Source organism: Fluviicoccus keumensis (genome assembly GCF_004217445.1).
Lineage (GTDB): Bacteria > Pseudomonadota > Gammaproteobacteria > Pseudomonadales > Moraxellaceae > Fluviicoccus > Fluviicoccus keumensis.
Window position 1 is genome coordinate 34750 of sequence record NZ_SHKX01000001.1, and the last position, 23982, is coordinate 58731.

23 protein-coding genes are annotated in these 23982 nt (G+C 63.8%); 10 read left to right on the forward strand and 13 right to left on the reverse strand.

What is annotated here, in order from left to right; translation table 11 throughout:
• Positions 1-73: 73 nt before the first annotated feature.
• Complete coding sequence (locus EV700_RS00150) at positions 74-922, reverse strand: pirin family protein (RefSeq protein ID WP_130410335.1); 849 nt, start codon at positions 920-922, stop codon at positions 74-76.
• A complete protein-coding gene (locus tag EV700_RS00155) occupies positions 919-1917 on the reverse strand; it encodes a LysR substrate-binding domain-containing protein (protein ID WP_130410336.1) in 999 nt (332 codons plus the stop codon). The genes EV700_RS00150 and EV700_RS00155 overlap by 4 nt, the downstream gene beginning before the upstream one ends.
• Before the next feature lie 108 nt (positions 1918-2025).
• On the opposite strand from EV700_RS00155, the gene gstA reads away from it, so the two are divergent.
• From gstA to EV700_RS00170, 3 genes are read left to right on the forward strand one after another with little or no spacing between them, the layout of a single operon-like run.
• Positions 2026-2634 (forward strand): glutathione transferase GstA, encoded by a 609-nt coding sequence (gene gstA, locus EV700_RS00160; RefSeq protein WP_130410337.1) that lies wholly within the window; start codon positions 2026-2028, stop codon positions 2632-2634.
• A gap of 35 nt (positions 2635-2669) precedes the next feature.
• Positions 2670-3848 carry a benzoate/H(+) symporter BenE family transporter gene (locus tag EV700_RS00165; protein ID WP_130410338.1) on the forward strand — a complete coding sequence of 393 codons (1179 nt, stop codon included), beginning with the start codon at positions 2670-2672 and terminating at the stop codon, positions 3846-3848.
• A gap of 17 nt (positions 3849-3865) precedes the next feature.
• Positions 3866-4081, forward strand: coding sequence for a 2-hydroxymuconate tautomerase family protein (locus EV700_RS00170; RefSeq protein WP_130410339.1), 216 nt, complete (start codon positions 3866-3868; stop codon positions 4079-4081).
• Here the strand turns inward: EV700_RS00170 and EV700_RS00175 are convergent.
• On the reverse strand, positions 4078-5031 hold the full coding sequence (locus EV700_RS00175; RefSeq protein ID WP_130410340.1) for a creatininase family protein: 954 nt from the start codon (positions 5029-5031) through the stop codon (positions 4078-4080). The genes EV700_RS00170 and EV700_RS00175 overlap by 4 nt on opposite strands.
• 13 nt (positions 5032-5044) lie before the next feature.
• Positions 5045-5560 (reverse strand): Mpo1 family 2-hydroxy fatty acid dioxygenase, encoded by a 516-nt coding sequence (locus EV700_RS00180; protein WP_130410341.1) that lies wholly within the window; start codon positions 5558-5560, stop codon positions 5045-5047.
• A 101-nt stretch (positions 5561-5661) separates the two neighbouring features.
• On the opposite strand from EV700_RS00180, the gene EV700_RS00185 reads away from it, so the two are divergent.
• Together EV700_RS00185 and EV700_RS00190 are read left to right on the forward strand one after the other, a co-directional pair.
• Positions 5662-6378 (forward strand): Crp/Fnr family transcriptional regulator, encoded by a 717-nt coding sequence (locus tag EV700_RS00185; protein WP_130410342.1) that lies wholly within the window; start codon positions 5662-5664, stop codon positions 6376-6378.
• An 80-nt stretch (positions 6379-6458) separates the two neighbouring features.
• The gene (locus tag EV700_RS00190) at positions 6459-6902 is read left to right on the forward strand and encodes a GNAT family N-acetyltransferase (RefSeq protein WP_130410343.1); all 444 of its coding nucleotides are present in this window, start codon (positions 6459-6461) and stop codon (positions 6900-6902) included.
• A gap of 66 nt (positions 6903-6968) precedes the next feature.
• Here the strand turns inward: EV700_RS00190 and EV700_RS00195 are convergent, their stop codons facing one another.
• Both EV700_RS00195 and EV700_RS00200 read right to left on the reverse strand, forming a co-directional pair.
• Positions 6969-7238, reverse strand: a complete 270-nt coding sequence (locus EV700_RS00195) for a hypothetical protein (protein ID WP_130410344.1) — start codon at positions 7236-7238, stop codon at positions 6969-6971.
• Positions 7239-7407: 169 nt separating this feature from the next.
• Positions 7408-8331 carry a metal-dependent hydrolase gene (locus EV700_RS00200; RefSeq protein ID WP_130410345.1) on the reverse strand — a complete coding sequence of 308 codons (924 nt, stop codon included), beginning with the start codon at positions 8329-8331 and terminating at the stop codon, positions 7408-7410.
• A 111-nt stretch (positions 8332-8442) separates the two neighbouring features.
• Between EV700_RS00200 and EV700_RS00205 the strand changes: the two genes are divergently transcribed.
• From EV700_RS00205 to EV700_RS00215, 3 genes are all read left to right on the forward strand, one after another.
• Positions 8443-9450 (forward strand): AraC family transcriptional regulator, encoded by a 1008-nt coding sequence (locus tag EV700_RS00205; protein ID WP_130410346.1) that lies wholly within the window; start codon positions 8443-8445, stop codon positions 9448-9450.
• 129 nt (positions 9451-9579) lie between these two features.
• Positions 9580-10896 carry an ammonium transporter gene (locus EV700_RS00210; protein ID WP_130410347.1) on the forward strand — a complete coding sequence of 439 codons (1317 nt, stop codon included), beginning with the start codon at positions 9580-9582 and terminating at the stop codon, positions 10894-10896.
• 108 nt (positions 10897-11004) lie between these two features.
• Positions 11005-11388: a hypothetical protein gene (locus tag EV700_RS00215; RefSeq protein ID WP_130410348.1), complete on the forward strand. Its 384-nt coding sequence runs from the start codon at positions 11005-11007 to the stop codon at positions 11386-11388.
• A 35-nt stretch (positions 11389-11423) separates the two neighbouring features.
• Here the strand turns inward: EV700_RS00215 and EV700_RS00220 are convergent, their stop codons facing one another.
• On the reverse strand, positions 11424-11705 hold the full coding sequence (locus tag EV700_RS00220) for a hypothetical protein (protein ID WP_130410349.1): 282 nt from the start codon (positions 11703-11705) through the stop codon (positions 11424-11426).
• A gap of 255 nt (positions 11706-11960) precedes the next feature.
• A complete protein-coding gene (gene miaB, locus EV700_RS00225) occupies positions 11961-13319 on the reverse strand; it encodes a tRNA (N6-isopentenyl adenosine(37)-C2)-methylthiotransferase MiaB (RefSeq protein ID WP_130410350.1) in 1359 nt (452 codons plus the stop codon).
• Positions 13320-13503: 184 nt separating this feature from the next.
• Here miaB and EV700_RS00230 point away from each other — a divergent pair, with 184 nt between their 5' ends.
• Both EV700_RS00230 and EV700_RS00235 read left to right on the forward strand, forming a co-directional pair.
• Complete coding sequence (locus EV700_RS00230) at positions 13504-15429, forward strand: lytic transglycosylase domain-containing protein (RefSeq protein ID WP_130410351.1); 1926 nt, start codon at positions 13504-13506, stop codon at positions 15427-15429.
• 80 nt (positions 15430-15509) lie between these two features.
• Entirely contained in the window at positions 15510-17186 is a 1677-nt protein-coding gene (locus tag EV700_RS00235; protein ID WP_130410352.1) for a GGDEF domain-containing protein, read from the forward strand.
• Here the strand turns inward: EV700_RS00235 and EV700_RS00240 are convergent.
• The 5 genes from EV700_RS00240 to EV700_RS00260 form a co-directional block, all read right to left on the reverse strand.
• Positions 17176-17526, reverse strand: a complete 351-nt coding sequence (locus EV700_RS00240) for a RidA family protein (protein ID WP_130410353.1) — start codon at positions 17524-17526, stop codon at positions 17176-17178. The genes EV700_RS00235 and EV700_RS00240 overlap by 11 nt on opposite strands.
• 53 nt (positions 17527-17579) lie before the next feature.
• The gene (locus EV700_RS00245) at positions 17580-20762 is read right to left on the reverse strand and encodes a response regulator (RefSeq protein ID WP_130410354.1); all 3183 of its coding nucleotides are present in this window, start codon (positions 20760-20762) and stop codon (positions 17580-17582) included.
• A gap of 91 nt (positions 20763-20853) precedes the next feature.
• The gene (locus EV700_RS00250; protein WP_130410355.1) at positions 20854-21771 is read right to left on the reverse strand and encodes a hypothetical protein; all 918 of its coding nucleotides are present in this window, start codon (positions 21769-21771) and stop codon (positions 20854-20856) included.
• Positions 21768-22652 carry a multinuclear nonheme iron-dependent oxidase gene (locus EV700_RS00255; RefSeq protein WP_130410356.1) on the reverse strand — a complete coding sequence of 295 codons (885 nt, stop codon included), beginning with the start codon at positions 22650-22652 and terminating at the stop codon, positions 21768-21770. Before EV700_RS00255 ends, EV700_RS00250 begins: the two co-directional genes overlap by 4 nt.
• 153 nt (positions 22653-22805) lie before the next feature.
• Complete coding sequence (locus EV700_RS00260; RefSeq protein ID WP_130410357.1) at positions 22806-23888, reverse strand: putative solute-binding protein; 1083 nt, start codon at positions 23886-23888, stop codon at positions 22806-22808.
• Positions 23889-23982: the final 94 nt, after the last annotated feature.

Consider the following 23982-nt stretch of genomic DNA (forward strand, 5'->3'; position numbering starts at 1 on the left):
ATCGCAATTTGCTATGTTCAATGTAGCAGGAAATGAGGTGCATAGCAAATTGCTATGTGCTGGTTTTGAGCCTTCACCCCGCCAACTTCCCCGCCTTGAAATCCTCATACGCCTGCAAAACCTCCTCATAGGTATTCATCACAAACGGCCCATGCCCGTTGATCGGCTCATCAATTCGCGCCCCGCTCAACACCAGCAAGCGGCAATCTTCCAACGCCTTCACCGTAAACCCCGCCCCATGCTGCCCCATCACCGCCAGCCCGCCTTCCTCCATCGGTTCGTCCCCGAACGCCAGCCGCCCCGACAACAGGTACACCAGCGCCGTATCCCCATCCTCCGTCGCAAACACCGCCTCCCGGTCTGAGGGCAAGCGCACATCCAGCACGTTCATCCGCGTATGCGTCAGCGCCGGTCCGCGCACACCTTGGAATTCCCCCGCAATCACCCGCACCGAACCGGTTTCCAGTTCCACCACCGGAATATCCGCCCGTGACAGGTTCTGGTAACGCGGATCGCCCAGCTTGTCCTTGGCGGGCAGGTTCACCCACAACTGGATCATCTCGAAGCGCCCGCCGTGCTGGCGGAAGCCCTCGCTGAACAATTCCCGGTGCACCACGCCGCGCGCGGCCGTCATCCATTGCACATCCCCAGGCCCGATCAGCCCGCCGCCGCCCGACGAATCCCGGTGCTCCAGCTCGCCGTCATGGACAATGGTCACCGTCTCGAAACCGCGATGCGGATGCTCATGCACGCCCCTTAACGGCGAACCCGGCAGCAGGCGGCCGGGGCCGATATGATCCAGCAGCAGGAAGGGGGAGGTGGTGCCGCCCAGGTCGTACCAGGACAGCACCGAGGTGACCGGGCTGAAGTCGGCGACGGCGGAGCGGCCGTCGGTGCGGTGGATGAAGGCGAGGGATTTCATGGGACGGTACTCCGGCGAAAGCCATCGCTGAACACGTTGTCGCGCACCACCAAGCGTTGATGGGCCTCCATCGCTTCCCGGTTTTGCTTCTGACACTGCCGTTCCGCCTGCTCCCGCATCCATTCCGCAAAGAATCCGGTAAAGGCCCGCACCTTCGCCGACAGATGCCGCCGGTTCGGATACACCGCATAGATCGGCAGCGTCTCGCTTTCATATTCCGGCAGCACCCGCACCACGCGTCCGGCTTCCAGATGCGGCCGGGCGATGTAGCAGGGCGTGCTGAACACCCCCTGACCCTGCGCCGCCATTTCCATCAGGAATTCCGAGTTGTCGCTCTGCACCGAGCCGGACACCTTCACCTCGTGCCGTTGCCCGTCCGGGCCGGTGAAACGCCACTGGCCCTTGTCCGAATCGTGTTCGTAGAGCAGGCAATCGTGGGCGCTCAGGTCGTCGGGCCGCCGCAAGGGAGGGGCGCTGGTCAGGTAGTCCGGCGCGGCTACATGCAGCAGCGTGGTGCGGCCGATCTCGCGCGCCACCAGATTCTGCGAGCCCACCGGGCCGATGCGCAGGGCGAGGTCGAAGCCTTCTTCCACCAGATCCACCACCCGGCCGGACAGCGAGACATGGAACTGCAATTGCGGAAAGCGCAGCCGCGCTTCCGCCAGCGCCGGGGACAGGTAATTCAGCGCGAAGCCCACCGAGGTGGTGATGCGCAGCGTGCCCTGCGGATTCAGCGACTGTTCGCCGACGGCGGCTTCGATCGCCTCCAACTCCTGCAACCATTGCGCGCATCGTTCGTAATAGGCCTGGCCGCTTTCGGTCAGGCCCAGACGGCGGGTGGTGCGGTTCAGCAGCCGTGCCTGCAGATGGCTTTCCAGCTGCGCCACCCAGCGCGAGACGGCGCTGGTGGACACGTTCAGGCGTTCGGCGGCGGCGGCGAAGCTGCCGGTATCGACGACGGTGCAGAACACGCGCATGGCTTCAAGACGGTCCATGATTGTCCCGGAAAATAAAATGGATTGTTCTATGATAGAAGGTTTATCCCGGAAAGCGAAATGAATATGCTCTGTCCACGGATTCAACCCACCCGAGGAACCAAGATCATGAAACTGTATTTTTCGCCCGGCGCCTGCTCGCTGTCTCCCCACATCGCCCTGCGTGAAGCCGGCCTGCCGGTGGAACTGGTGAAGGTCGACCTGCGCGCCAAGACGCTCAGCGACGGCAGCGATTTCCGCGCCGTGAACCCGAAGGGTTATGTGCCCGCCATCCAGCTGCCGGACGGCAGCCTGCTGACCGAAGGCCCGGCCATCGTCCAGTACATTGCCGACCAGGCTCCGCAGTCCGGGCTGGCCCCGGCCGCCGGGACGCTGGAACGCTACCGTTTGCAGGAAACGCTGAACTACATCAGCACCGAACTGCACAAGAGCTTCTCGCCGCTGTTCAACCCGAACGCTCCCGAGGAATGGAAGGCGCAGGTGAAGACGATGCTGGCGGCGCGTTTCGACCTGCTCAGCGCCCGTCTGGACGGCCAGAGCTACCTGTTCGGCGAGCAGTTCACCGTTGCCGACGGCTACCTGTTCACCGTGCTGAACTGGACGCGGATGGTGGGTATCGACCTGTCGGCCTGGCCGGTGCTCACCGCCTTCCAGAAGCGCGTGGCGTCGCGTCCGGCGGTACAGGAAGCGCTGGCGGCGGAAGGCCTGAAAGGCTGATACTGCGTTCCCCCTGAAACCCGCCGGAGTGTTGGATGGCTGTCCGTTTGTATCGTGATGCATCGTTGTCGGCCGTCATGGCGGGTTTTGTCACCGTGCTGGTCGGGTTCACCGCCTCCGGCGTGCTGATCTTCCAGGCCGCGCAGGCACTGGGCGCCACGGCGGCGCAAACGGCGTCGTGGTTGTGGGCGCTGGGCGTGGGCATGGCGGTCACTTCGATCGGCCTGTCGCTCCGCTACCGTACGCCCATCGGCACCGCCTGGTCGTCGGCCGGGGCGGCGCTGCTGATCGCCAGTCAGGGCGTGTCCCTGGGCGAGGCGATCGGCGCGTTCATGCTGTCGGGATTGCTGATCGGGCTGGTCGGTTTTACCGGGCTGTTCGAGCGGCTGATGAACCGGATTCCGTTGTCGATGGCCTCGGCGATGCTGGCGGGCATCCTGCTGCAATTCGGCATGAACGCCTTTACCGCCATGACGCAGCGCTTCGAACTGGTCTTCCCGATGTTCGTGGCGTACCTGCTGATGCGGCGCTGGAAACCGCGTTACGCGGTGATCGGCGCGCTGCTGACCGGCAGCGCCATTGCGGCGGCGTTGGGGCAATTGCATCTGGGTTCGGTGCGGCTGGAAGCGGCGATGCCGGTATTCATGATGCCGGAGTTTTCCTGGCATGCGCTGCTGGGGCTTGGCGTGCCGCTGTTCGCGGTGACCATGGCTTCGCAGAACCTGCCGGGCGTGGCGGCCATCCGCGCCACCGGCTTCAATCCGCCGGTGTCGCCGGTGGTGGGCTGGACCGGCGCGGCGACGCTGGCGCTGGCGCCGTTCGGGGCCTTCGCCATCAACCTGTCGGCGATCACGGCGGCGATCATGCTGGGGCGGGAAGCACACCATGAGCTACCGCGTCGCTATGTCGCGGCGGTATCGGCGGGGGTGTTCTACCTGCTGATCGGCATCTTTGGGGCGACGGTGAGCGCGCTGTTCGCCGCTTTCCCCAAGGAGCTGGTGCTGGCGCTGGCCGGACTGGCCTTGCTCGGCACCATCGGCAACGGCCTGGCCACGGCGGTGGAGCGGGAAACGGAACGGGAACCGGCCATCATCACCTTTCTGGTGACGGCCAGCGGCGTCAGCCTGCTGGGCGTGGGCTCGGCGTTCTGGGGGATTGTCGCGGGCGGGCTGGCGCTGGTGGCCGCCCGCAGTTTCAGCGGATCAAAACATTAAGCCACAGGAGTTACATCATGCCGTACGTCAACATCAAGATTACCCCCGACGGCGCGACGCCGGAAAAGAAGGCCGAGCTGATCGCCGGGGTGACGGAACTGCTGCAACGGGTACTGAACAAGAACCCCGCCACCACGGTGGTGGTGATTGATGAAGTGAACACGGATAACTGGGGGATCGGCGGGGAGAGCGTGACGGTGATTCGGGAGAGGGCGGCGAAGGGAGGGGCTTAAACCCTTCCCCCCAGCACCCCCGCCACCGGCCGCAACCACTGGAACTGCGCCTTCGGCGCTTCCGCCCGGCCCCACAGCACTTGCTGGCAGCCCTCTTCATACAGCGGCAGAATCAGCTGTTCCACAAAAAATTTCCCCGCTTGCGGCGTCGCCAGCGACGGATAGCTGGTATAGCCCGGAAACGGTTTCAGCTTCATCCACGCCATCGCCACCGACGTATGCTCGATCTCGCGCGCCAAGGCGGGCAATCCGCCCAGCAGTTTGGTGACCGGCTTCAGCGGCGCGGGGACGTCCAGATCGGGGCAGGGCGGCAGCGTGCGGTAGATGTCCGACACCGTGTCCGGGGCCACTTCCAGCGCCACTGAAGTCTCGAAGAACCCGGCGTGTAAATCGAAGGGCAGGCGCGGAAAGACGATGTCGAAATCGGCGGGGTTGTCCAGCGTGTCGCGCAGGCCGCGGAAACGGGCCTCGTCGTAATTCACCACCGCGTTCAGCAACAGGTCAAACACCGACAGCGAGGGAATGCCCGCCTTGGCCAGCCGCTCGATCCCGGCATGGATGGCGTGGCAGTGGAAGGGCGAGCCGTGGAAGGTATGGAAGATGACCCGCTTCGCGCCCAGCGCGATCAGTCCGTCGCAGACGCCGGTGACCAGCTTCGCCAGCTGCGTGTAGGTGACGCCCACGGAACCGTCGCCCGGTGTCGGGTCGCTGCCGAAGTCGATGACGCCGCCGACCAGGAAGGGATGGTTCTCGCCCCGCACCGTGTTCAGTCGCGCGTGCAGCCGCCGGGCGATGCGCTCGCTGAGGATGCGGTCGTTGCCCAGCGACAGGTGCGGGCCGTGATATTCCACCGGGTTGACCAGCACATGCACCGGCAGGCCGGTGGCCAGCAGCTCACGGGTGCGGTGATGCGGCACATACAGCAGTTGTTCGTGCAGGGCCAGGCTCATGGCGGTCTCCGGATCAGGAACGGATCAGCGTCGGACCGGCGCGGCGCAGCACTTCATCCTTTTCCTTGCGGGCCAGGCCGACGGCGAAAGCGACTTCCGCCACCAGGAACAGCGGCCCCACCAGCAGGCCGACCAGATCATCCACAAAGGCCGGTTTGCGTTTCTCCCAGTAATGTCCCACGAACTGGAAGATCCAGCCGATCACGAACAAGGCGATACCAATGGCGACGGCCTGTTCCGGCTGCGCCTGCACAATCGCTTCGCCGCCCAGCACCATGCCGATCATCAGCGCGGTCATGGTCAGGCCGAAGGCAAGGTCGAGACGCAGGTAGAACAGGCTGGACAGCAGGGCCAGGATAATCGCGGCGCTAAGAGTCAGGCCGCCCAGGCTGAACGACAGCGCCGGAACGGACAACAGCGTGGTGATCGACAGCACGATCAGCGGGATGCCCACGAAATGGGTGGCGATGTTGCGCTTGTCGCGGTGATACTCGGCGTACATGGTCAGGTGATCGGTCAGGGTCTTCATGGGAATGCTCCTCATTGTTGTTTGATCATCATAGTCAATTCCTTGACGGCCTTTTGTCATCTATCCGACACTTGGATGGAATTTATCCGGAACCTTGCCTTATGTCGTCTTCCTCACGTTCCGATATTGCCGCTCATCGCGAGGCCATTGCCGCCGGCCGCTGGTTCGGCGGCCTGCCCGCCGCCCTGCAGGACGCCCTGCTGGAAGGCGCGGTGCTGCATGCGCTCGACACCGGCCAGCGCCTGTTCGCGCGCGGCGATGCCTTTGACGGCATCTACAGCGTGGTGCGCGGGGCCTTGCGCACGGTCGGCGTCAACGAGAACGGCAAGGAAGCGATGCTGGCCATTCTGGAGCCGTGCAGCTGGTTTGGCGAGATCGCGCTGTTTGACGGGCTGGCGCGCACGCATGACGTGATCGCCGACCAGCCGTCGCTGGTGCTGCGCGTGCCGAAGGCGGCGCTGGAGGCGATGCTGGCGGCGAATCCCGGCTGGTGGTACTGGTTCGGCCTGTTGCAAAGCCAGAAGATGCGTTTTGCCTTCATTGCACTGGAGGAGGCGGCGTTGTTGCCCGCGCCGATCCGCGTGGCGCGGCGGCTGGTGTACATGGCGGAAGGCTATGGCGAATGGCAGGATCGCTCGCGGCGGGTATTGCCGCTGCCGCAGGACCAGCTGGCCAGCATGCTGTCGCTGTCGCGGCAGACCATCAACCAGGTATTGCGGCAACTGGAAGGGCAGGGGTTGGTGAGGCTGAGTTACCGCGAGCTGGAAATCCTGGATCTGGACGGTTTGCGCCGGGCGGGCAATCCCGCTGCGAATTGATTGACGAATGAGCGGAAAAGTCGCAGCATTGGCGGCTTGTCATACCCCTGTCATGGGTATGGGTTTGCGAGAAGAAGAACATGGGTTTCGAGGTCAAGACGCTGGATATCCGCAATGAGGCGGATGTCGCCGGGTGTTTCCGTCTGTTTGTGATTTTGCGGCCGCACCTGACGCCGGACGAGTTCCGTCGCCGGCTGGAAGTGCAGTCCGCCGAAGGTTATTCGATTGTCTACATGGAACTGGACGGAGAGATCGCGGCGGCGGCCGGTTGCCGGGTGATGTCGTTCATGGCCTGGGGCAAGGTGTTTTACGTGGATGACCTGATTGCCGATCCCGACAAGCGCCGCAACGGCCTGGGCGGGGCGATGATCGACTGGCTGATCGAGGAAGGCAAGCGTCGCGGCTGCGATGAAATGCATCTGGACACCGGCTACCAGCGTCAGGACGCCCACCGGCTTTATTTGCGCAAGGGCATGCTCTTCGCCGGTCATCACATGGCGCTGAAGTTGACCTCCGCTGCCTGAAGCCCGGTCAGTCCGCCAATAAAAAAGCCCCGTTCACCGGGGCTTTTTGCTGCGCGGCGTTCCGGCTCAGAGATGGGTTTTCAGGATCACCGCCACCGGCACCCCGAACACCAGCAGTCCCAGCAGCGACCACACCCCCATCCGCAGCGGAAACGCCGCCTTTTCCCCGCCGGTATAGCACACGTAATACGCCAGGAACGGCACCACCACGGACAGCAGTCCCAGCTTGCGGTTGACGCCGATGGCGGAAATCACGGCAAAGACATAAGCCAGCGCGAACACGATAAAGCTGCAGGCCAGCAGGATCATCAGCAACGGGGTGAGGGTGGTCAGCATGGGAATTCCTTCGACAGGCAATGTCCCATTGTAAACCGGTCGCAGGCTGAGCGGCGAAACGAAAACCGGGAAAACAGCGGATGGGTGGCATCCTTGCCGGGTCATGCCACGGGTGTGTGACATTCGGGAACCGGCGGACTGGGCGTCCGCCGGAAATCCTGGACAGGCTTTAGGCGGCCACAGCCGTCTTGGTGGCTTTCTTCTTGCCGGAAGTCTTCTTCAATTGCGCGCTGAGGGTGCCGTCGGCGCCGAACAGCTTTTCACGCCATTCATGCAGCAGCGCGTCGGTGTCGTGATCCTTCGGGTGGAAACCGGGACGGAAGTAGTCCAGGTATTGCGGCAGCAGGCGCGAGAACACGCCTTTTTTGCCGCCCCAGCAGTACTTCAGGCCGTTCCAGTTGTCCTTGAAATTGGTCAGTTTGCCGTCGGCGGCCAGCATGCGGGTGTGGTTGATGGCGACCACGGCGAAGAAGATGGCGGTGACCGGAATCATGGTGCCCGCGCGCAGCAGGTAGCTGCCGCTGACCTGCTCGTAAACGTCGTAGGCGACGGTCTTGTGCTCGTTTTCTTCCAGCGCGTGCCACATCCACAACTGGCGCATTTCCGGGCTGAACTTTTGCTGGACGTCCGGGTCACGCAGCAGCATTTCGGCGATGATGGCGGTATAGTGTTCCAGCGCGGTGGTAATCGAGATCTGCACGGCTTTCGGCAGGAACTTCTGGCCGAAGCGCAGCAGGTAGCCCAGCTCCTTGTCCTGTTGCGTCACCGGGTAGCCCATGCGGGTGGCGGCTTCGTTGAAGGCGGCGTGTTCCTTGCTGTGCATGGCTTCCTGACCGATGAAACCGGACACCTGGGCGCGCAGCACCGGGTCGGTGATCTGGTCGCGGTAGGCGCGCACCGATTCCACGAAGAACGATTCGCCTTCCGGGAACAACGCCGACAGCGTGGTCAGGAAGCTGCTCAGGAAGGGACTGTCGTCGTAGTAGTAACGCTTCATCGTTTCCGGGAATTCGAAATCCAGACGGCGCGGCGGAATATTGACGCTGGCTCCGGTGGGCTGGCGGGTGGCGGCGGAAGCGGTGCTGGTAGTCATGTCAACCTCTATTGTTACATTGACGAATGTCATACTTGCAATTTAACCGTACGTACGTATGGTAAACAGGTGACTTGGTGCCAGTTTCATATCATTTGGGGACAACAGACGATGCATGATTCACCCAGCCTGCCGATGGTTTACGCCCTGTTCATCGTGGATATCGTTTCGCGCTGGGGCGTCAGCGATGCACAGTTGCTGGAAGGCACCGGCCTGACCCGCGAGATGATGTTGGAACCGCAGCGCCGCCTGGCGCTGGACGATTTCAACACCCTGATCATCCGCGCCCGCGACCTGACCGGCGAGACGGCGCTGGCGATGCATTTCGGGGTGACGATGCAGGTGTCGCTGCACGGCTTTGTCGGTTTCGCCGCCATGACCGCCGCCACCGTGCGCGAGGCGCTGACCGTGGCCGAGCGCTTTATCGGCATGATCAGCAATGCCTTCGAGTTGCGCGTGGAGGAAGGCCCGCAGGAGGCCAGCCTCACCATCATTCCCCACACCGACCTGCAGCCCCTGCGCGAGGCGGCCATCATCGGCCTGATTTTCGGCTTCGTGCACATGGGGCAGGCGGTGACGGGCAAGACCCTGACCGGTCGCGCCGAGGTCGAGTTCGCCGAGCCGCCCTACCTGGCGCCGATCAAGCAATACCTGCCCGGACCGGTGGAGTTCGACCGGCCGGTCAACCGGCTGATCTTTCCCTCGTCCTACCTTGACCTGCCGATGATCATGGCCAATCCGGTGGCCAGCCAGATGGCACTGACCCAGTGCGAACAGGACCTGCGCCGTTTCGGCATGGAAAAACCCTTTGTGGCGCAGGTGAAGGCGCTGATGTATGACGAGCGGCGGGGTTTTTCGACGCTGGAACAGGTGGCTGAACGCCTGCACATGTCGGAGCGGACACTGAAGCGCCAGTTGGCGGGCAACCAGGTCGCCTACAGCGACCTGGTGGAGGAGGCGCGCAAGCAGATGGCGACCGACCTGCTGGAAGACCCGCGCCTGAGCCTGGAAAGCGTGGCCGAGAAGCTGGGCTATTCCGATGTGGCCAATTTCAACCGCGCCTTCAAGCGCTGGACCGGGCTGACGCCCAGCGGATGGCGCAAAAACCAGCGCGGATAGATCGTTATTTCACCGTTGCGGTGCGTCTTGCACCGATGGTGTGCATTGGCACGAATTTGACGCAAATCCCGGGCCGAATTCTTGGCCCGCTTGTTGCAAGACTCCTGATGATACTTTTCAGGAGGCACCATGAAACCGTCCCGCGTATCCCCGCCGTTACTGACGGCTTTGTTCCTGCTGCTGGCGTCGTCCCAAGCGCTGGCGGAGTCCGCCCCTTTCCGTACTACCCCGGACAAAATCAGTGCAGGCGATACCGCATGGATGCTGACATCAACCGCGCTGGTGCTGTTGATGACCCTGCCAGGGCTGGCGCTGTTCTACGCCGGCATGGTTCGCAAGAAGAACGTGCTGGCGACGCTGCTGCAAAGCTTTGCCGTCTGCTGTCTGGTCACCGCCTTGTGGGTGGCCGTGGGCTATTCGGCGGCGTTCACACCCGGCAGCCCCTATTTGGGCGGCTTCGGCGAGGCTTTCCTCAACGGCATGGTCTTTGACCGCGTCGCCGGGGTGGTCAGCGTCAGCCATATCGCCCCGACCATTCCCGAATCCGTATTCGTGATGTTCCAGATGACCTTCGCCATCATCACCCCGGCGCTGATTACCGGGGCCTTCGCCGAGCGCATGAAGTTCGGCGGTCTGATGCTGTTCATGGCGCTGTGGTCGTTGCTGATCTATGTGCCGGTGGCGCACTGGGTCTGGGAGCCGGGCGGCTGGCTGGCGTCGATGGGCGCGCTGGACTTCGCCGGCGGCACGGTGGTGCACATCAACGCCGGGGCGGCCGGTCTGGTCTGCGCCTTCTATCTGGGCAAGCGCCACAATTACGGGCGTGAACCGTTCTTCCCCAACAACCTGGGCCTGACCATGATTGGTGCGTCGCTGCTGTGGGTGGGCTGGTTCGGCTTCAACGCCGGGTCGGCGGTGGCGGCGGACGGCCGCGCCGGTCTGGCGATGTTGGTGACGCAGCTGGCCACCGCGATGGCCGCCATGACCTGGATGCTGGTGGAGTGGATTCAGCGCCAACGCGTTTCTCTGCTGGGCGCCTGTTCCGGCGCGGTGGCGGGGCTGGTGGCGATTACCCCGGCATCCGGCTTTGTCGGCGTCAGCGGCGCCTATGTGATCGGCATGGTGGCGGGTATTGCCTGCTACTGGGGAGCCACCGGCCTGAAGCGCATGCTGGGCGTGGATGACTCGCTGGATGTGTTCGGCATCCACGGTATTGGCGGCATTGTCGGTGCGCTGTTGACCGGCGTCTTTGCCCTGCCGGAGCTGGCCGGGGGGCCGGGTAACGTTGGCGTACAGGCGATCGGGGCGTTCACGACCCTGGCTTACAGCGCTGTCGGCACGCTGCTGATTCTGGTGGTGGTCGACAAGCTGGTCGGCCTGCGCGTGGACGCCGAACATGAGCAGGTCGGCCTGGACCTGTCGCAGCATGGCGAGCAGATTCCCTGAGCCGGGCCTTCCTGACGCCCGGACCGGATCCGGGCGTTACCCTTTTTCCCATGACCCGCAGGTGCGCCGCACCTGTTTCCATCCCTACCTTGTTGGAGTCAGATGATCATGAATGACGCCCCGCACCATACCGAGCTGATGATGCTCGCCAGTCAGATCTATGTCCGCATGCGCCGTTGCAACGGCCGGATTGTGGACGCGGTCTACATGGTCAAGAACGAGGCCTATGCCCGGGAAATCCTGGATCTGGCCATGCAGCAGACCGACACCGAGTTGCAGATGCTGGCCAGCCGCTATGAGGGCTGGCTGGAGCCGGTCACACCCGTGGCGCTATCGGTTCCGCCCCAGGCTCCGGTGGTCGACCTGCCGGTGCTGACATTACCGGTCCGTCCGGGATTGCAGGTGGTGGAAAAACCGCAACCGGCCCCGGAACCGGCCCATCTGGTCACGGAAGAGGAAGTGGCGCAGCACTACGTGGGTGCGCTGCGCTGATCGGCAGCGTTCGTGGCCTACCGGGATGGCGCGGCTTACGAACGCTTGCGGAAGTTCAGCACCACCAGATTGGAAGAGGAGGGTGCGGTCGCCTTGCCGTTGACCCGGTCCCAGTCCTGACCGCAATCCAGACAAGTGAAGGCGGCGAAGCCGGTACGCACCAAGCGCACATTCTTGTGACCGGACTGGCAGCGTGGGCAGGCGTCTTCAAACTTGTCTGAACAATATTGGTTGGGGCAGAAAGGGCGGGCGGCGTCATGGCCGACCATCACCAGGCGGAAGCCGCAGGCCGTGCAGGTATTTTCGGTTGTGATCATGCTGCTGATTCCTCGTGTCAGGTCACGAAAATCCGTCTTGTTTTTGCTTTTCTCTCTGCTCCGAATATAAGGATCGTGTGTGGTAAATATAGTTGCGGATTTACTGGCGGTAGGGGAATTCCGATAAGTGGTTCACAGAAATATTATGTAACAACTGGCTAACCATTAACCCGATCATCGGTCAGGTTGAATGCGAACGCTATATTAACAATTGGCGGACGGATTAACGGGCCGGGTAATCCGGCCCGGCAATAATCAGGCTTCCATAATGACCGGTGCGCTGCCCAATAACGAGTTAATACTGGCAACTTCCAGAATATCCACGTCGACGAATTTGCCGATCAGTCCGGCATCGCCGGGGAAGTGCACCCAGCGCGTATTGCCCGCAATGCCGATCAGGTGGCCGGGGTAGCGGTCGGACTCGCGTTCCACCAGCAGCCGTTCACGTTTGCCCAGCATGGCTTCGGTCTTGCGCTGCGTCTGCTGGCGGATGCGCTCCTTGAGGATATGCAGGCGCTGTTTCTTGTCGGCTTCCGGCGTCGGGTCCGGCAATTCGGCGGCCGGAGTGCCCGGACGCTTCGAGTAAATGAAACTGTAGGAATGGTCGTAACCGATTTCGGCAATCAGGTTCATGGTGGCTTCAAAATCGGCATCGGTTTCGCCGGGGAAACCGATAATGAAGTCGGAGGAAATATGCATGTCCGGACGGACGGCCATTAATTTCTGAATGCGCTGGCGATAATCCGCGACAGTATGATTCCGTTTCATGGCGGCCAGCACATTATCCGAGCCGGATTGCACCGGCAAATGCACATGCGAAACCAGTTGCGGAATATCGGCATAGGCGGCGATCAGGTCATCGCCGAATTCCAGCGGGTGCGAGGTGGTATAGCGGATGCGGCCGATGCCGGGAACCTCCGCCACATGGCGCAGCAGTTCGGCAAAGCTGCAGATCTCACCGTCGTGGAAAGCGCCGCGATAGCCGTTGACGTTCTGGCCCAACAGCGTCACCTCGCGCACGCCTTGCGCGGCCAGGTGCGCCACCTCGGCGATCACGTCATCGAAGGGGCGCGACACTTCCTCGCCACGGGTATAAGGCACCACGCAGAAGGTGCAGTACTTCGAGCAGCCTTCCATGATCGAGACAAAGGCCTTGTGGCCTTCCACCTTCGGTTCGGGCAGGAAGTCGAATTTCTCGATTTCGGGGAAGCTGACATCCACCAGCGTGATCTTGCGGCTGTCGCGGGCATCCAGCATTTTCGGCAGGCGGTGCAGGGTTTGCGGGCCGAACACCACGTCCACGAACGGGGCGCGTTTCTGGATGTTGTCGCCTTCCTGCGAGGCGACGCAGCCGCCGACGCCGATCACCAGCTCCGGGCGCTTTTCCTTCATTTGCCGCCAGCGGCCCAGTTCGGAAAACACTTTCTCCTGCGCCTTTTCGCGGATGGAGCAGGTATTAAGCAGCAGCACGTCGGCATCGTCGGGCGTGTGCGTGCGCACCATGCCGTGCGACGAGCCCAGCAGGTCGGCCATGCGCGAGCTGTCGTACTCGTTCATCTGGCAGCCCTGGGTTTCGATATAGACTTTTTTGGGCTGGGTCGGGGTTGTGGACATGCTGGCGTACCGGTTGACCGCGAAGGGGGCGACATTATAGCGGGACGGGGCCTGAACGGGGAGGGCTGACCGGTTTTGTTACAGAGAAGGCATTCTGCCGACCGGCGGCAGCGGGTACCCTGTACCGATCCGGGCGCGTTATTCCGACGTTGCGCCGCTATCGCCCGCAAAAGGACCTGTTTTCATGTTTTCCAGACGCCTTCTCGCCGCCATGACCGTGATCTGGCTGGCCGCCGCATTCCCCGCCCGGGCCGATGACAAGGATTACCTGCTGGCCCGGGAAGCCTGGCAGCAGGGCGACCTGACCGCCCTGGCCGCGGCCCAGGCTCGCCTGCAGGGCGATCCGCTGGTGATCTACGCCGATTACTTCCTGCTGGGCAAGGATGCGGCTTCCATGTCGCCCGACGCCGTGCGCGCGTTCCTCACCAAATACCCCGATACGCTGCTGGCGGACAAGGTTCGCACCGACTTCCTGCGTTTGGCCGGCCGCAAGGGGGACTGGGCTGTCTGGAATGAACTGGCTTCGGGGCTGCAAAACCCGGATGCGGAATTACGCTGCTTCGACCTGCAAGCCCGCGCCGCGGTGGCGGCCGACACTCCCGCCGTCATGGCGGAAGTGCGCAAGAATCTGTGGTTCACCGGCAAGGACCAGCCGGCGCCCTGCGAGGCCCTGCTGGCGCAGGCGGAGGCCCAGGGCGTCATATCCCCGGACGAGTACTGGGACCGCCTGCGGCTGGCCCTGCAAGGCGGCAACAACGCGCTGGCGCGGCGGCTGGCGGGCAAGCTGGGTATCGACCTGCCCGCACCGCAACTGACCAAGCTGGCGGCGGCCCCGAAGGCCTGGCTGGCCCGGCCGGATGTGGAAACCCGCATCGGTCATGAACTCTATCTGGCGGCGCTGGCGCGCTACAGCCGCGATGCGCTGGAAGACTCGCTGGCGCGCTGGAAGGATGTGCAGTCGCGTTTTGACGCCGAGAGCCGCGCCTATGGCTGGCGGCTGCTGGCGCTGGCCGGGGCGCGCAAGCAGGATGAACGGGCGGTGGATTGGTTCAAGCAGAGCGAGGATACGTTGTGGGCGGAAGGCGACCGCGAATGGCAGTTGCGTATCGCCATTCGCGCCGAAAGCTGGCCGGATGTGCTGTTCGCCATCAACCACCTGGGGCCGGAGCGGCAGCAGGAGCGCGCCTGGCGCTACTGGCGCGCCCATGCCATGCAGAAAATGAACGACAAGCCCGTGATTGTGCAGGCCATCTACAGCGGCTTGGCGGTGGATGATGATTATTACGGCCTGCTGGCGCGCGACCACCTGGGCAAGCTGCTGACCAAAGCCCCCGACGCCTACAAGCCGGTGCCCGCCGATATCGAACGGGCGCAGCTGGACCCCGGCATCCAGCGCGCCTTGCGGCTGTATCTGCTGGACCAGCGTCCGGAGGCCATCCGCGAGTGGAACTGGGCCTTGCGCAATGCCGATGACCGCTTCCTGCTGGCGGCGGCCGAGCAGGCCGCCAACGCCAAGTGGTATGATCGCGCCATTTATGCCGCCGAGCGCACCAAGCAGCTGCACAGCTACAGCCTGCGTTACCTGACGCCGTTCCGCGAGGTGGCGCAAGGCTACGCCCAGGAATTCGGGGTTGATCCGGCCTGGGTTTACGGCCTGATGCGGCAGGAAAGCCGTTTCGTCACCAACGCCAAGTCCGGCGTCGGTGCGGGCGGGCTGATGCAGGTGATGCCGTCCACCGCACAATGGGTGGCCAACCGGCTGAAAATCCCCTATCACGCCGGGATGGCGAACGAAGTGGGGATGAATATCCGGCTGGGCACCTATTACCTCAGCAATGCGCTGAAAAACCTGGGGAATCAGCCGGTGCTGGCCACGGCGGGCTATAACGCCGGTCCCAACCGGGCGCGGCAATGGCAGCACGCCGTCAAACCGCTGGATGCCGATGTCTATGTGGAAAGCATTCCCTTCACCGAAACCCGCGACTACGTGAAAAAGGTGATGACCAACGCCGTGCATTACGCCATCGGCTTCGGCATGGGGCCGCAATCCATCAATGCCCGCATGGGCGTGATTCCGCCGCGTAACCAGGCGGTCCCGGACATGCCCTGAGCGCCGGCAGACGGCTGGCGTTGACGAACAGCGGCCGCTGACCTACGGTTTCAGGGAAAACAAGAACAAGAAGGTTTGACATGCCTGATTTCCATGCGGGGAGGAAGGCGGGCGGCAGGGGCTTCGGAGCCGGCGTCCTGCTGTTCCTGCTCCTGTGGCTGCAGGTGTTTGCGCCCCCCGTCTGTGTCGCTGGGGAAACCGTGGAAATAGAGCCGGTGCGCCTGCAACTCAAATGGCGGCACCAGTTCCAGTTTGCCGGTTATTACGCCGCCCTGGAAAAGGGCTATTACCGCGAGGCGGGTTTCGATGTGGCGATCCTGCCCGCGCATCCGGGCCTGGACCCGGTGCGCCAGGTGGCGACCGGTCAGGCCGACTTTGGCGTGGCTTCGTCAGAGCTGGTGCTGGACTACGCCAACGGGGAGCCGGTGGTGGTGCTGGGCGTCATTTTCCAGCACTCGCCGCTGGTGCTGTTCGCCCGTCGCGCCGCCGGCATCGCCACGGCGCAGGACCTGGTCGGCAAGCGGGTGGCGCTGGCCGATTCCGAGTCCGAGCTGCTGGCCTATCTCCAGAACGAACATATCCCCCTGAACCGCCTGCAGCGTGTCCGGCACGATTTCAGCCCGGTCAGCCTGCTGGAGGGCAAGGTGGACGCGCTGGCCGGGTACGACACCGACGAAACCTGGTTCCTGCGCGATCATCTGGATAACTTCATCCGTTTCACCCCCCGCGCCAGCGGCGTCGATTTCTACGGCGACACCCTGTTCACCTCCGCCACCCGGGTGGCGACCGATCCCGAACGGACCCGCGCCTTCCTGGCCGCCAGCCTGCGCGGCTGGGACTACGCCCTCAGTCATCAGGCGGAAATGGCGGCGCTGATCCACGAGCGCTATGCCCCCGACCTGCCGGTGGAAAAGCTGTTGTTCGAGGCCGACCAGATGGCGCCGCTGATCCGTTCGGACATGGTGGAGCTGGGCTATAGCCACGAAGGGCGCTGGCGGCACATTCTGGATACCTATCGCGCCTTGGGCATGCTGCCAGCCGACCGGTCGGTCAATTTGCGCGCCTTTTTGTTCCAGCCTGCCCGACAGCTGGATTACCGCTGGCTGATGTGGGTGGTGCTGGCCAGTCTGGCGGCGTTGTCGCTGATGAGCTGGGTCGCCAGCCGCTTTTACCGGTTGAACCAGCAACTGGCCCTGCAGCTGGCCGAGAACCGCGAATTGCAGGAGCGGCTGCGGCAGGAAGCGATCCGCGACCCCCTGACCGGATTGCATAACCGCCGTTATCTGAGTGAAACCCTGCAGCGCGAACTGTCGCGGGCCTTGCGCGAGGCGTCGCCGGTCAGTCTGGTGATCATCGATATCGATCATTTCAAGGAGATCAACGATTCGCTGGGCCATTCCGCGGGCGATGAGGTGCTGACGGCCGTGGCCGCCATTCTGCGGGATGGTTGCCGTGACAGCGATATTGCCTGCCGCTATGGCGGCGATGAGCTGGTGGTGGTGATGCTGAACGCGACGCCGCAGGCGCTGGCGGCGCGGGTGGAGCGCTGGCGGGCATCTCTCTCGGTGATGGAATTCCACGGTCAGGCGTTGCGGGTAAGCTTCTCCGCCGGCGTGGCGGGCTTCCCCCGTAACGGCCTGAGTGAGGACGCGCTGCTCGTGGCGGCGGACAAGGCGCTGTATCTGGCCAAGCAGCAGGGCCGCAACCGCACCGTCACCGCCCCGGTAATGCCCGAGGCGGCCGTCTTCAGCGGATGACAGCCGCCGTGGCCTGGATTTCCACCCGGTAGCCCGGATGCGCCAGTTTGGCCTGCACGCAGGCGCGCACCGGCGCAGTGCCGTGCGGCACCCAGGCATCCCAGATCTGGTTGAAGGCGTCGATATCGCGAATGTCGGCCAGGAAAATGGTGACCATCAGCAGGTGGGACGTGGAACTGCCCGCCTGATGCAGGCTGGCGGTCAGTTGTTCCAGGACTTCGACTGTTTGCACTTCCAGCGAGGCGTCCGGCGAATTGGCGACCTCCACGACATAGACCGTGGAGTTGTGAATGACCAGGTGCGACCAGCGGCTGGTGGTTCCGATGCGGGTAATGCTCATGACAGGCTCCGGGCGGCGGATGGAGACGGGCGGGGCGAGGGGGCCGCCGCCCCTCAGCCCCGGGGCCACAGTTGCTGCACCAGCATCTGTTTCAGGTTCTCGAAGGCTATCGGCTTGACCAGGCAGTTGTCCATGCCCGCTTCCAGGCAACGGACCTGCTGGTCCGGCATGGCGTGGGCGGTCAGGGCAATGATGGGGATGGCGGCCAGGCCCCGGCTCTTTTCCTGATCGCGGATGCGGCGCGACGCCTCATAGCCGTCCAGCTCCGGCATTTCGCAATCCATCAGGATCAGGTCGTAGCGTCCTGGAGCGTCCCCCTGCATCCGCACCGCCTCCAGGCCGTTGACGGCTATCTCTGCCGTCATGTCCAGCTTGCGCAGCATGCCGGTAATGACCAGGCGGTTGACCTGGTTGTCCTCGGCCACCAGCACCCGGCGCCCTTGCAGGACCTTGCGCAAGGCTTCGTGCCCGGCATCGGCCGTTAACGGCGCGGCCGCATCGGTGCGCGCGCCCACCAGACTCAGCAACTGGTTGCGCAGCACGGTGGCGGATGCCGGTTTGTGCAGTACCGCGTCCAGCCCGGCGCCGGCCAGGTCTTCTGGCGACGGGTGGGCGCGCAGCGGCGTCAGCAGCAAGCGGCGTGCGCCCGCCGCCAGTCCTTGCGCTTCAATCTCGCGGGCCAGCGTCAGGCCGCCGTCGGCCAGACCCAGATCCAGCGTCAGGTAGTCGTAGGGCCGGCCGCTTTCCCGGGCGGCCCGCAGCCGGTTCAGGGCTTCGCCGGCGGTATGGGCGGTGTCGGCGGTCATCCCCCAGGATGCCGCCTGTTCGCTGATCATGCGGCTGAAATCCGGAGAATTGTCCACCAACAGCAGCCGCTTGCCGTTCAGGGCGGTCAGCGAAACCCGGTGATCCTCGCAGTAATGCTCGCCCGCGCGTTCAAACGGCAGCGTGACGGTGAACAGCGAGCCTTCGCCGTAGCGGCTTTGCACCTCGATGTCGCCGCCCATCATCACCGCCAGCCGCTTGCAGATGCTCAGTCCCAGACCGGTGCCGCCGAACTGGCGTGTGGTCGAGGCGTCCGCCTGGCGGAAGGCGTCAAACAGTCCGGCCTGCTGCGCCGGGGTCAGGCCGATACCGGTGTCGCTGACTTCCAGGCAGAGCTGCGGACGGGCATGCTCCTCGCGCACGAAGACTCTCAGGGCGATGTGCCCCTGCCGGGTGAACTTGAAGGCATTGCTGAGCAGGTTGATCAGGATCTGGCGGATGCGCAGCGGATCGGCGCGGATCAGCACCGGCGTTTCCGGCGCAATGGACGCCAGGAACTCCAGCCGTTTCTGCTCGGCGGTCAGGGCGAAGATCGAGGCGCATTCCAGCAACAGGCTTTCCAGGTCCATGTCGATGGTTTCGATGGCCATCTTGCCCGCCTCGATCTTGGAGTAGTCGAGGATGTCATTGATGATGTTGAGCAGCGTGCGTCCGGAAATCCGGATCACATTCAGGTATTCCTGCTGCTGGGCGCTGAGGCCGGTGTCCAGCAGCAGTTCGGTCATGCCCAGCACCCCGTTCATGGGAGTGCGGATTTCGTGGCTCATGTTGGCCAGGAAGCGGCTCTTGGCTTCATTGGCGCGGTCTGCTTCCAGCCGGGCGGCCTCCAGTTCGGCATTACGCTCGCGCAGGGTGCGGGTGTGCAGGGCAATCGCCCGCTCCAGGTGCTGGCGGCGGCCGGTGCTGGCCAGGGCGTAGATCACCGCCAGGCTGGTGCTGATCAGGCCGGTGACCAGCACCAGCCAGGTCAGCCAGTTCTGATAGGACGCCAGTCGCTCCTTCGTGGGCCAGACATCCACCCGCCAGATCTGGCCTCCGGCCTGCAGGGTGGATACGTGATGCAGTCCCATGTCCTGTGCTGTCCGTTTAACCGTTGCGGACAGGGGAGCGCCGTAGATGACCTCGCTGTGGTGCAATTGGTGAACCTGGAAGGTATATCCTCCCGGGAAGACGCCTTGCCGCAAACGGTCCAGCACCCAGGGCACGTCCAGCTCGACCACAATGAAGCCGTGTTGCCGTTCCGGGGAGACATTCAGGTTGACCGGCGTCAGCAACAACGTCCCGGCGCCGTTTCCGGAGACGGTCGGCGACAGCAGGCTTTCGCCGCTGTGCAAGGCCTGGAGGATAACGGGAGCATAGAGCGGCTCGGCCAGCAGGTCGCGCCCCGGTTGCTGCATCGGCGTAAGATGCGGCTCGATATAAGTCAGCGGCAAGGCGCGATGGACATCCGGCCGGGCCGCCGCACCCGCCGTGGCGTCATCCGGGGTCAGGGTCGGGCCGATCAGCGGCGCCCAGGAGACCGAGCGGACTTCCGGATGGGTGGGCAGCCAGCTGTCCACAAACCGCCTGAACTCCATCGCCGACACAAAGTCGCTGCTTTCGAAAAGCCCTCGCGCCAGCCGGGAGAACTGCTCGTATTCCGCATAACGCTGCTGCATCTGGCTGACTGCGCGCTCGCTGGTCAGCCGGAAGTTGGCGGCGCGGTCGCGGTTTTCCAGCGCCATGGCCAGGAAAAAGGCGGAGGTGGCCAGGGCAAACGTCAGCACGGAGACCACGGTGACAATGGCGGCGCGGTTGCGGTTGAAATAGGGGTGGGGCATTCCCCAGACCAGGAACAACGGGGTGAAGGTCAAGACCCCGATGCTGTCGCCGACCCACCAGACCAGCCAGTTCTGCACCAGGTATCCGGCGGGAATGGCTCCGGCCAGATGCAGGACCGAAACGCTCCAGGAGGCGTTGAACAGCGTGGCGACAATGCCGCCCAGACCCAGCATGCGCAGGATGTCCGCCGGTTCGTCAAACCCCGGCGAAAAAGCCACGAAGCGCCGGATCAGCACCACGCCGATATAGGTCTGGACGGCCGCGCCCAGCCCGACCGATAACGGCAGCCACGGGACCTGTTCCAGCGGGCTGACCCCGCGAATGGCGGCCATGACCAGCAAGTTGCTGGCGAACGACCCCAGGGCCACGCCGGGCAGCAGGCGGTTGCCGAATTGCAGCACCCAGGCCAGGGCTATGCCGGACGCGGGCCACACGATGGTGGCGTAGCCCGGCGGCGCGGCCAGTTTCAGGCCCAGCTGGCTGAACAGGAAGTAGGTCAGCGCCAGCAGCAGGTTGCCCACCAGCACATGCTTGGCCAGCTTGCCGGCGAGGGTTTCCACAAGTGGAGGAAGAGCGGTGGCGGAGGCCATGGTCAGGTCACTGTTTTTCTTATCCTGATAGTCAGGACTCTAGCACACGCGGCTTGCGGCGCGACACGCCCGGCCGCGCCTCCGGTCGGGTTCAGGCGCATGTCAGCATGCCGTTGGCGAGCAATTCCCGGAATCCCTGGCGGATGCCGGACAGTAACGGGTCGGCGGCCCCGGCGGCGCGCATCTGTGTCAGGATGGCGGCCACATCGGTTTCTCCGTCAAGATGGCCGACCAGCGCGCTGAATCCGTCCGGGAGTTCCAGGAACCGGTGCTCCACTTCCGGCTCACAGCGCGAGTTGCCAATGATCACCGCCCGCGACACCAGCAAGCGCGGATTTTCCGCGCGCAAGGCATGATCGCGGTCCGCCGCCGTCAGCGGCTGCCGTTCCAGACGCCGCCACAACTCCGCGCCGCCGCCCGCGCACAGGCAGGCTTTCAGTTCGGCATAGGGGCGGGGCAGTCGCGCGGCGTCCACGCCGGTGGCCAGGGTCAGCCGAAGGTTTTCCCAGTGCTCCGGGATAGCGGCGTCGGCTTCGGGTGCAGATTCGTCCTGCATCGTCATGAAGCGCACGATGGCGGATGAGCGGGCCATACCCGTTTCCGCGTCCAGAATGTCCAGAACGCCGCCCCGCACGTCTTCCGGCTCCGGGCTGTCCTCGTCAATCCAGGCCCGCAACCGGGCGGCGAACGCAGTCGCCCGCTCCAGCGGATGTTCCTGCATGGTGTCGGTATCGATCAGTGCTTTCAGCGTTTCCAGCCCGCCGTGTAACGAGGACACCAGACTGAACGATAGCGGGAAACTGCGGCAGAGCTGCGACAGGATCAAGCCGGCGCGCAGACCGGCCTCGAATTCCAGCGCATCGTGACGGATGGCGGCGAAGTCGCGGATTTCCTCGGCGCTGAGGCGATAGGAGGCCAGCGCCGTCGCCGGATCGCGGCGGAAACGGTCGCGCAGCCGCCGGTCGAACAGCAGGTGGAACAGCACTTCTTCCTGGGCGTGCAGGCTCATGGCGTGTCTCCGGCGGCGGCGACCAGTTCCGCATTGCCGCTCAGGCGCTGTACCAGACCGCGCAGGCGTTGCACGGTCGACAGCACGGTAGTGGCGTCGCGGCCTTCGCACTCATAACAGACCGCCTTCAGGTTCGGCAGGCGCGGCAGCAGACTTTCCAGCATCCGCCAACTGGGCTCCAGGATGTCGCATTCATGGGCATCCACGTAGATCGGCCCCTGTTCGCCGTCCTTGAGACGGCCGCCCGCAATGTGGACTTCCACCACGCGCCGGCAATCCAGCGCCGCCAGGTCGTCCAGAATCCGTCCGCCGCAGGCCATTTCCCACGATACCAGATGACCCATGTCCAGCAGCACCGCACAGTCGGCGGCCTCGGCCAGCCGCCCGAAGAAGGTCATCAACGGCATCGTGCCGACGGTGAAGGTCATTGGCGGCGGCTCGATGGCGACGGTGACCGGAATCACGTCCCGTACCTCGCGCACCCGCGTGATGGCCTGTTGCAGCGAAGCTTCGTTCAGAATGGGCGGAATGAAGTATCCCAGTTGGGTGGAATAGCCGTGACTGTCGCCCCAGAAACAGTAGGCGCAATCCTGGGCAAACCAGGGGGAGCGCACGCGACGGATGTGTTCCGCCGCGGTTTCAAGCCACAGACGGGAATTCGGGAATGTGCCGCAGAAGTTGATGAAGGAGGGATGAAACAGCACTGTCGCTCCGGCGGCATGAATGCGCTCAACCTCGTCGAGGACCCGGTCGGCCTCGACTTGCGCCGCATATTCCACAAAGCGCGGTCCGCCCGGCGTACTCACCAGCGCTACCGGATCGGGTTCGGAAGCCAGGCTGAGGCTGACGCCCACGCCCAGCACGGGAAGGTGTTCTAGCATGGATGGGGCCGTCTGCGGGTAAAGGCGGCTACGTTAGCACAGCCGGAGCGGGGCTTCAGCCCCAAAAAACAAGGCAGCCCGAAGGCTGCCTGAGTGTTGGAGAAACATCTTTATTGTTCTGGTCCACCGTCCCTGGTGTTGGGTGGTGTCCGGTTATTCCAGGTTCATCGTGCATTCTTCGTTGGTTGGCTCGATGCGGCAGCGCACCTTCTTCATCAGCGACATCATCTTCTTGTCATACATGCCTTCCTTGGTCATGTTGACGCGGACATCGCGCATCAGGCGGACATATTTCTCCTGGTCGGCCTTCGACAGGTCAAGCCAGTATTTCTTGGGAATATCGGCTTCGCTGGCGTTGACCATGCGCTCCACCACGTCCAGCTTCGACAGGGCGAACTCGCGCATCTTCTGCACGCGCTCGTCGAAATCCGGCACATCCTTGATGAACTTGTCGCGGCGGATGAGGATGGTGGCGGTAATTTGCGCCAGCGGGAAACGGAAGATGGCGCCCTTGGTGCCCAGGCCCTTGTACAGCTCCAGCGGTTTGAAGGCGACGGCGGGGGCGGCGATGATGTCCACCTGGCCGTTGTTGAACTTGCCCGCGAAGTTGGTGATGTCGGACGCCACCGGTTGCGCGCCCAGGTTCTGCACGATCTTGGCCTGCGCCTTGTCGAAGTCGAGCACGGCGACCTTCTTGCCCGCCGCCTTTTCAATGGAGTTGATCTGGCGGTCGTTAACCATCACATAAGCGCCGCCCAACGGAATGACCGCCGCCACTTGATAGGGGCCGCTGATGGTCAGCGGCGCCAGTTTCGGGTTGGCCAGACTGGCGATCAGCTCGCGCACATGACGCCAGGTGGGCAGCGCGCCCGGTGAGTCGATACTGCCGATGAAGAAGTTGAACTGCTTGGCGCGCATGGTGGTGATGGCCACGCCGTCGCACTGGCCGGCCTTGAAGTCTTCGGCGGCGACGCGCTCGTCGGTATAGGCCTTCAGTTCGGCGTTCACGTTCCACTTCTTCGCTTCCAGCGCCAGGTCACGGGCATAGCTGAAGGCGTCGCCGGTGGTGCCCATGATGTCGAAGATACAGAACTTGATGGTCAGCGGTTTGCCCAGCGGCTTCATGGTGGGCATGCCCGGCGACGCGGCGGGAGCAGGGTCGGCAGCCAGGGCCAAACCGGGAAGGGCCAGCATGGCCATCAGGGCGGAGGTCTTGAGCAGGGAGGTTATGCGCATGTTGTGTCTTCCGGCAGAGAGATCTTGTGGTTTTGGGCAATCATACCGCACCCGGCGGCGGGAGGCATTGACCGCCCGGCAGGGAATTACGGTG

Excerpts from the sequence above, each read along its gene's own strand:
- EV700_RS00200 (WP_130410345.1), bottom strand. The coding sequence starts at position 8,331 with ATGACTACCAGCACCGCTTCCGCCGCCACCCGCCAGCCCACCGGAGCC.
- EV700_RS00175 (WP_130410340.1), bottom strand. The coding sequence starts at position 5,031 with ATGAGCCTGGCCCTGCACGAACAACTGCTGTATGTGCCGCATCACCGC.
- EV700_RS00155 (WP_130410336.1), bottom strand. The coding sequence starts at position 1,917 with ATGGACCGTCTTGAAGCCATGCGCGTGTTCTGCACCGTCGTCGATACC.
- EV700_RS00195 (WP_130410344.1), bottom strand. The coding sequence starts at position 7,238 with ATGCTGACCACCCTCACCCCGTTGCTGATGATCCTGCTGGCCTGCAGC.
- EV700_RS00250 (WP_130410355.1), bottom strand. The coding sequence starts at position 21,771 with ATGAGCCTGCACGCCCAGGAAGAAGTGCTGTTCCACCTGCTGTTCGAC.
- EV700_RS00205 (WP_130410346.1), top strand. The coding sequence starts at position 8,443 with ATGCATGATTCACCCAGCCTGCCGATGGTTTACGCCCTGTTCATCGTG.
- EV700_RS00260 (WP_130410357.1), bottom strand. The coding sequence starts at position 23,888 with ATGCGCATAACCTCCCTGCTCAAGACCTCCGCCCTGATGGCCATGCTG.
- EV700_RS00235 (WP_130410352.1), top strand. The coding sequence starts at position 15,510 with ATGCCTGATTTCCATGCGGGGAGGAAGGCGGGCGGCAGGGGCTTCGGA.
- EV700_RS00215 (WP_130410348.1), top strand. The coding sequence starts at position 11,005 with ATGAATGACGCCCCGCACCATACCGAGCTGATGATGCTCGCCAGTCAG.
- EV700_RS00230 (WP_130410351.1), top strand. The coding sequence starts at position 13,504 with ATGTTTTCCAGACGCCTTCTCGCCGCCATGACCGTGATCTGGCTGGCC.
- EV700_RS00210 (WP_130410347.1), top strand. The coding sequence starts at position 9,580 with ATGAAACCGTCCCGCGTATCCCCGCCGTTACTGACGGCTTTGTTCCTG.
- EV700_RS00165 (WP_130410338.1), top strand. The coding sequence starts at position 2,670 with ATGGCTGTCCGTTTGTATCGTGATGCATCGTTGTCGGCCGTCATGGCG.
- gstA (WP_130410337.1), top strand. The coding sequence starts at position 2,026 with ATGAAACTGTATTTTTCGCCCGGCGCCTGCTCGCTGTCTCCCCACATC.
- EV700_RS00245 (WP_130410354.1), bottom strand. The coding sequence starts at position 20,762 with ATGGCCTCCGCCACCGCTCTTCCTCCACTTGTGGAAACCCTCGCCGGC.
- EV700_RS00150 (WP_130410335.1), bottom strand. The coding sequence starts at position 922 with ATGAAATCCCTCGCCTTCATCCACCGCACCGACGGCCGCTCCGCCGTC.
- EV700_RS00220 (WP_130410349.1), bottom strand. The coding sequence starts at position 11,705 with ATGATCACAACCGAAAATACCTGCACGGCCTGCGGCTTCCGCCTGGTG.
- EV700_RS00180 (WP_130410341.1), bottom strand. The coding sequence starts at position 5,560 with ATGAAGACCCTGACCGATCACCTGACCATGTACGCCGAGTATCACCGC.
- miaB (WP_130410350.1), bottom strand. The coding sequence starts at position 13,319 with ATGTCCACAACCCCGACCCAGCCCAAAAAAGTCTATATCGAAACCCAG.
- EV700_RS00185 (WP_130410342.1), top strand. The coding sequence starts at position 5,662 with ATGTCGTCTTCCTCACGTTCCGATATTGCCGCTCATCGCGAGGCCATT.
- EV700_RS00190 (WP_130410343.1), top strand. The coding sequence starts at position 6,459 with ATGGGTTTCGAGGTCAAGACGCTGGATATCCGCAATGAGGCGGATGTC.
- EV700_RS00170 (WP_130410339.1), top strand. The coding sequence starts at position 3,866 with ATGCCGTACGTCAACATCAAGATTACCCCCGACGGCGCGACGCCGGAA.
- EV700_RS00255 (WP_130410356.1), bottom strand. The coding sequence starts at position 22,652 with ATGCTAGAACACCTTCCCGTGCTGGGCGTGGGCGTCAGCCTCAGCCTG.
- EV700_RS00240 (WP_130410353.1), bottom strand. The coding sequence starts at position 17,526 with ATGAGCATTACCCGCATCGGAACCACCAGCCGCTGGTCGCACCTGGTC.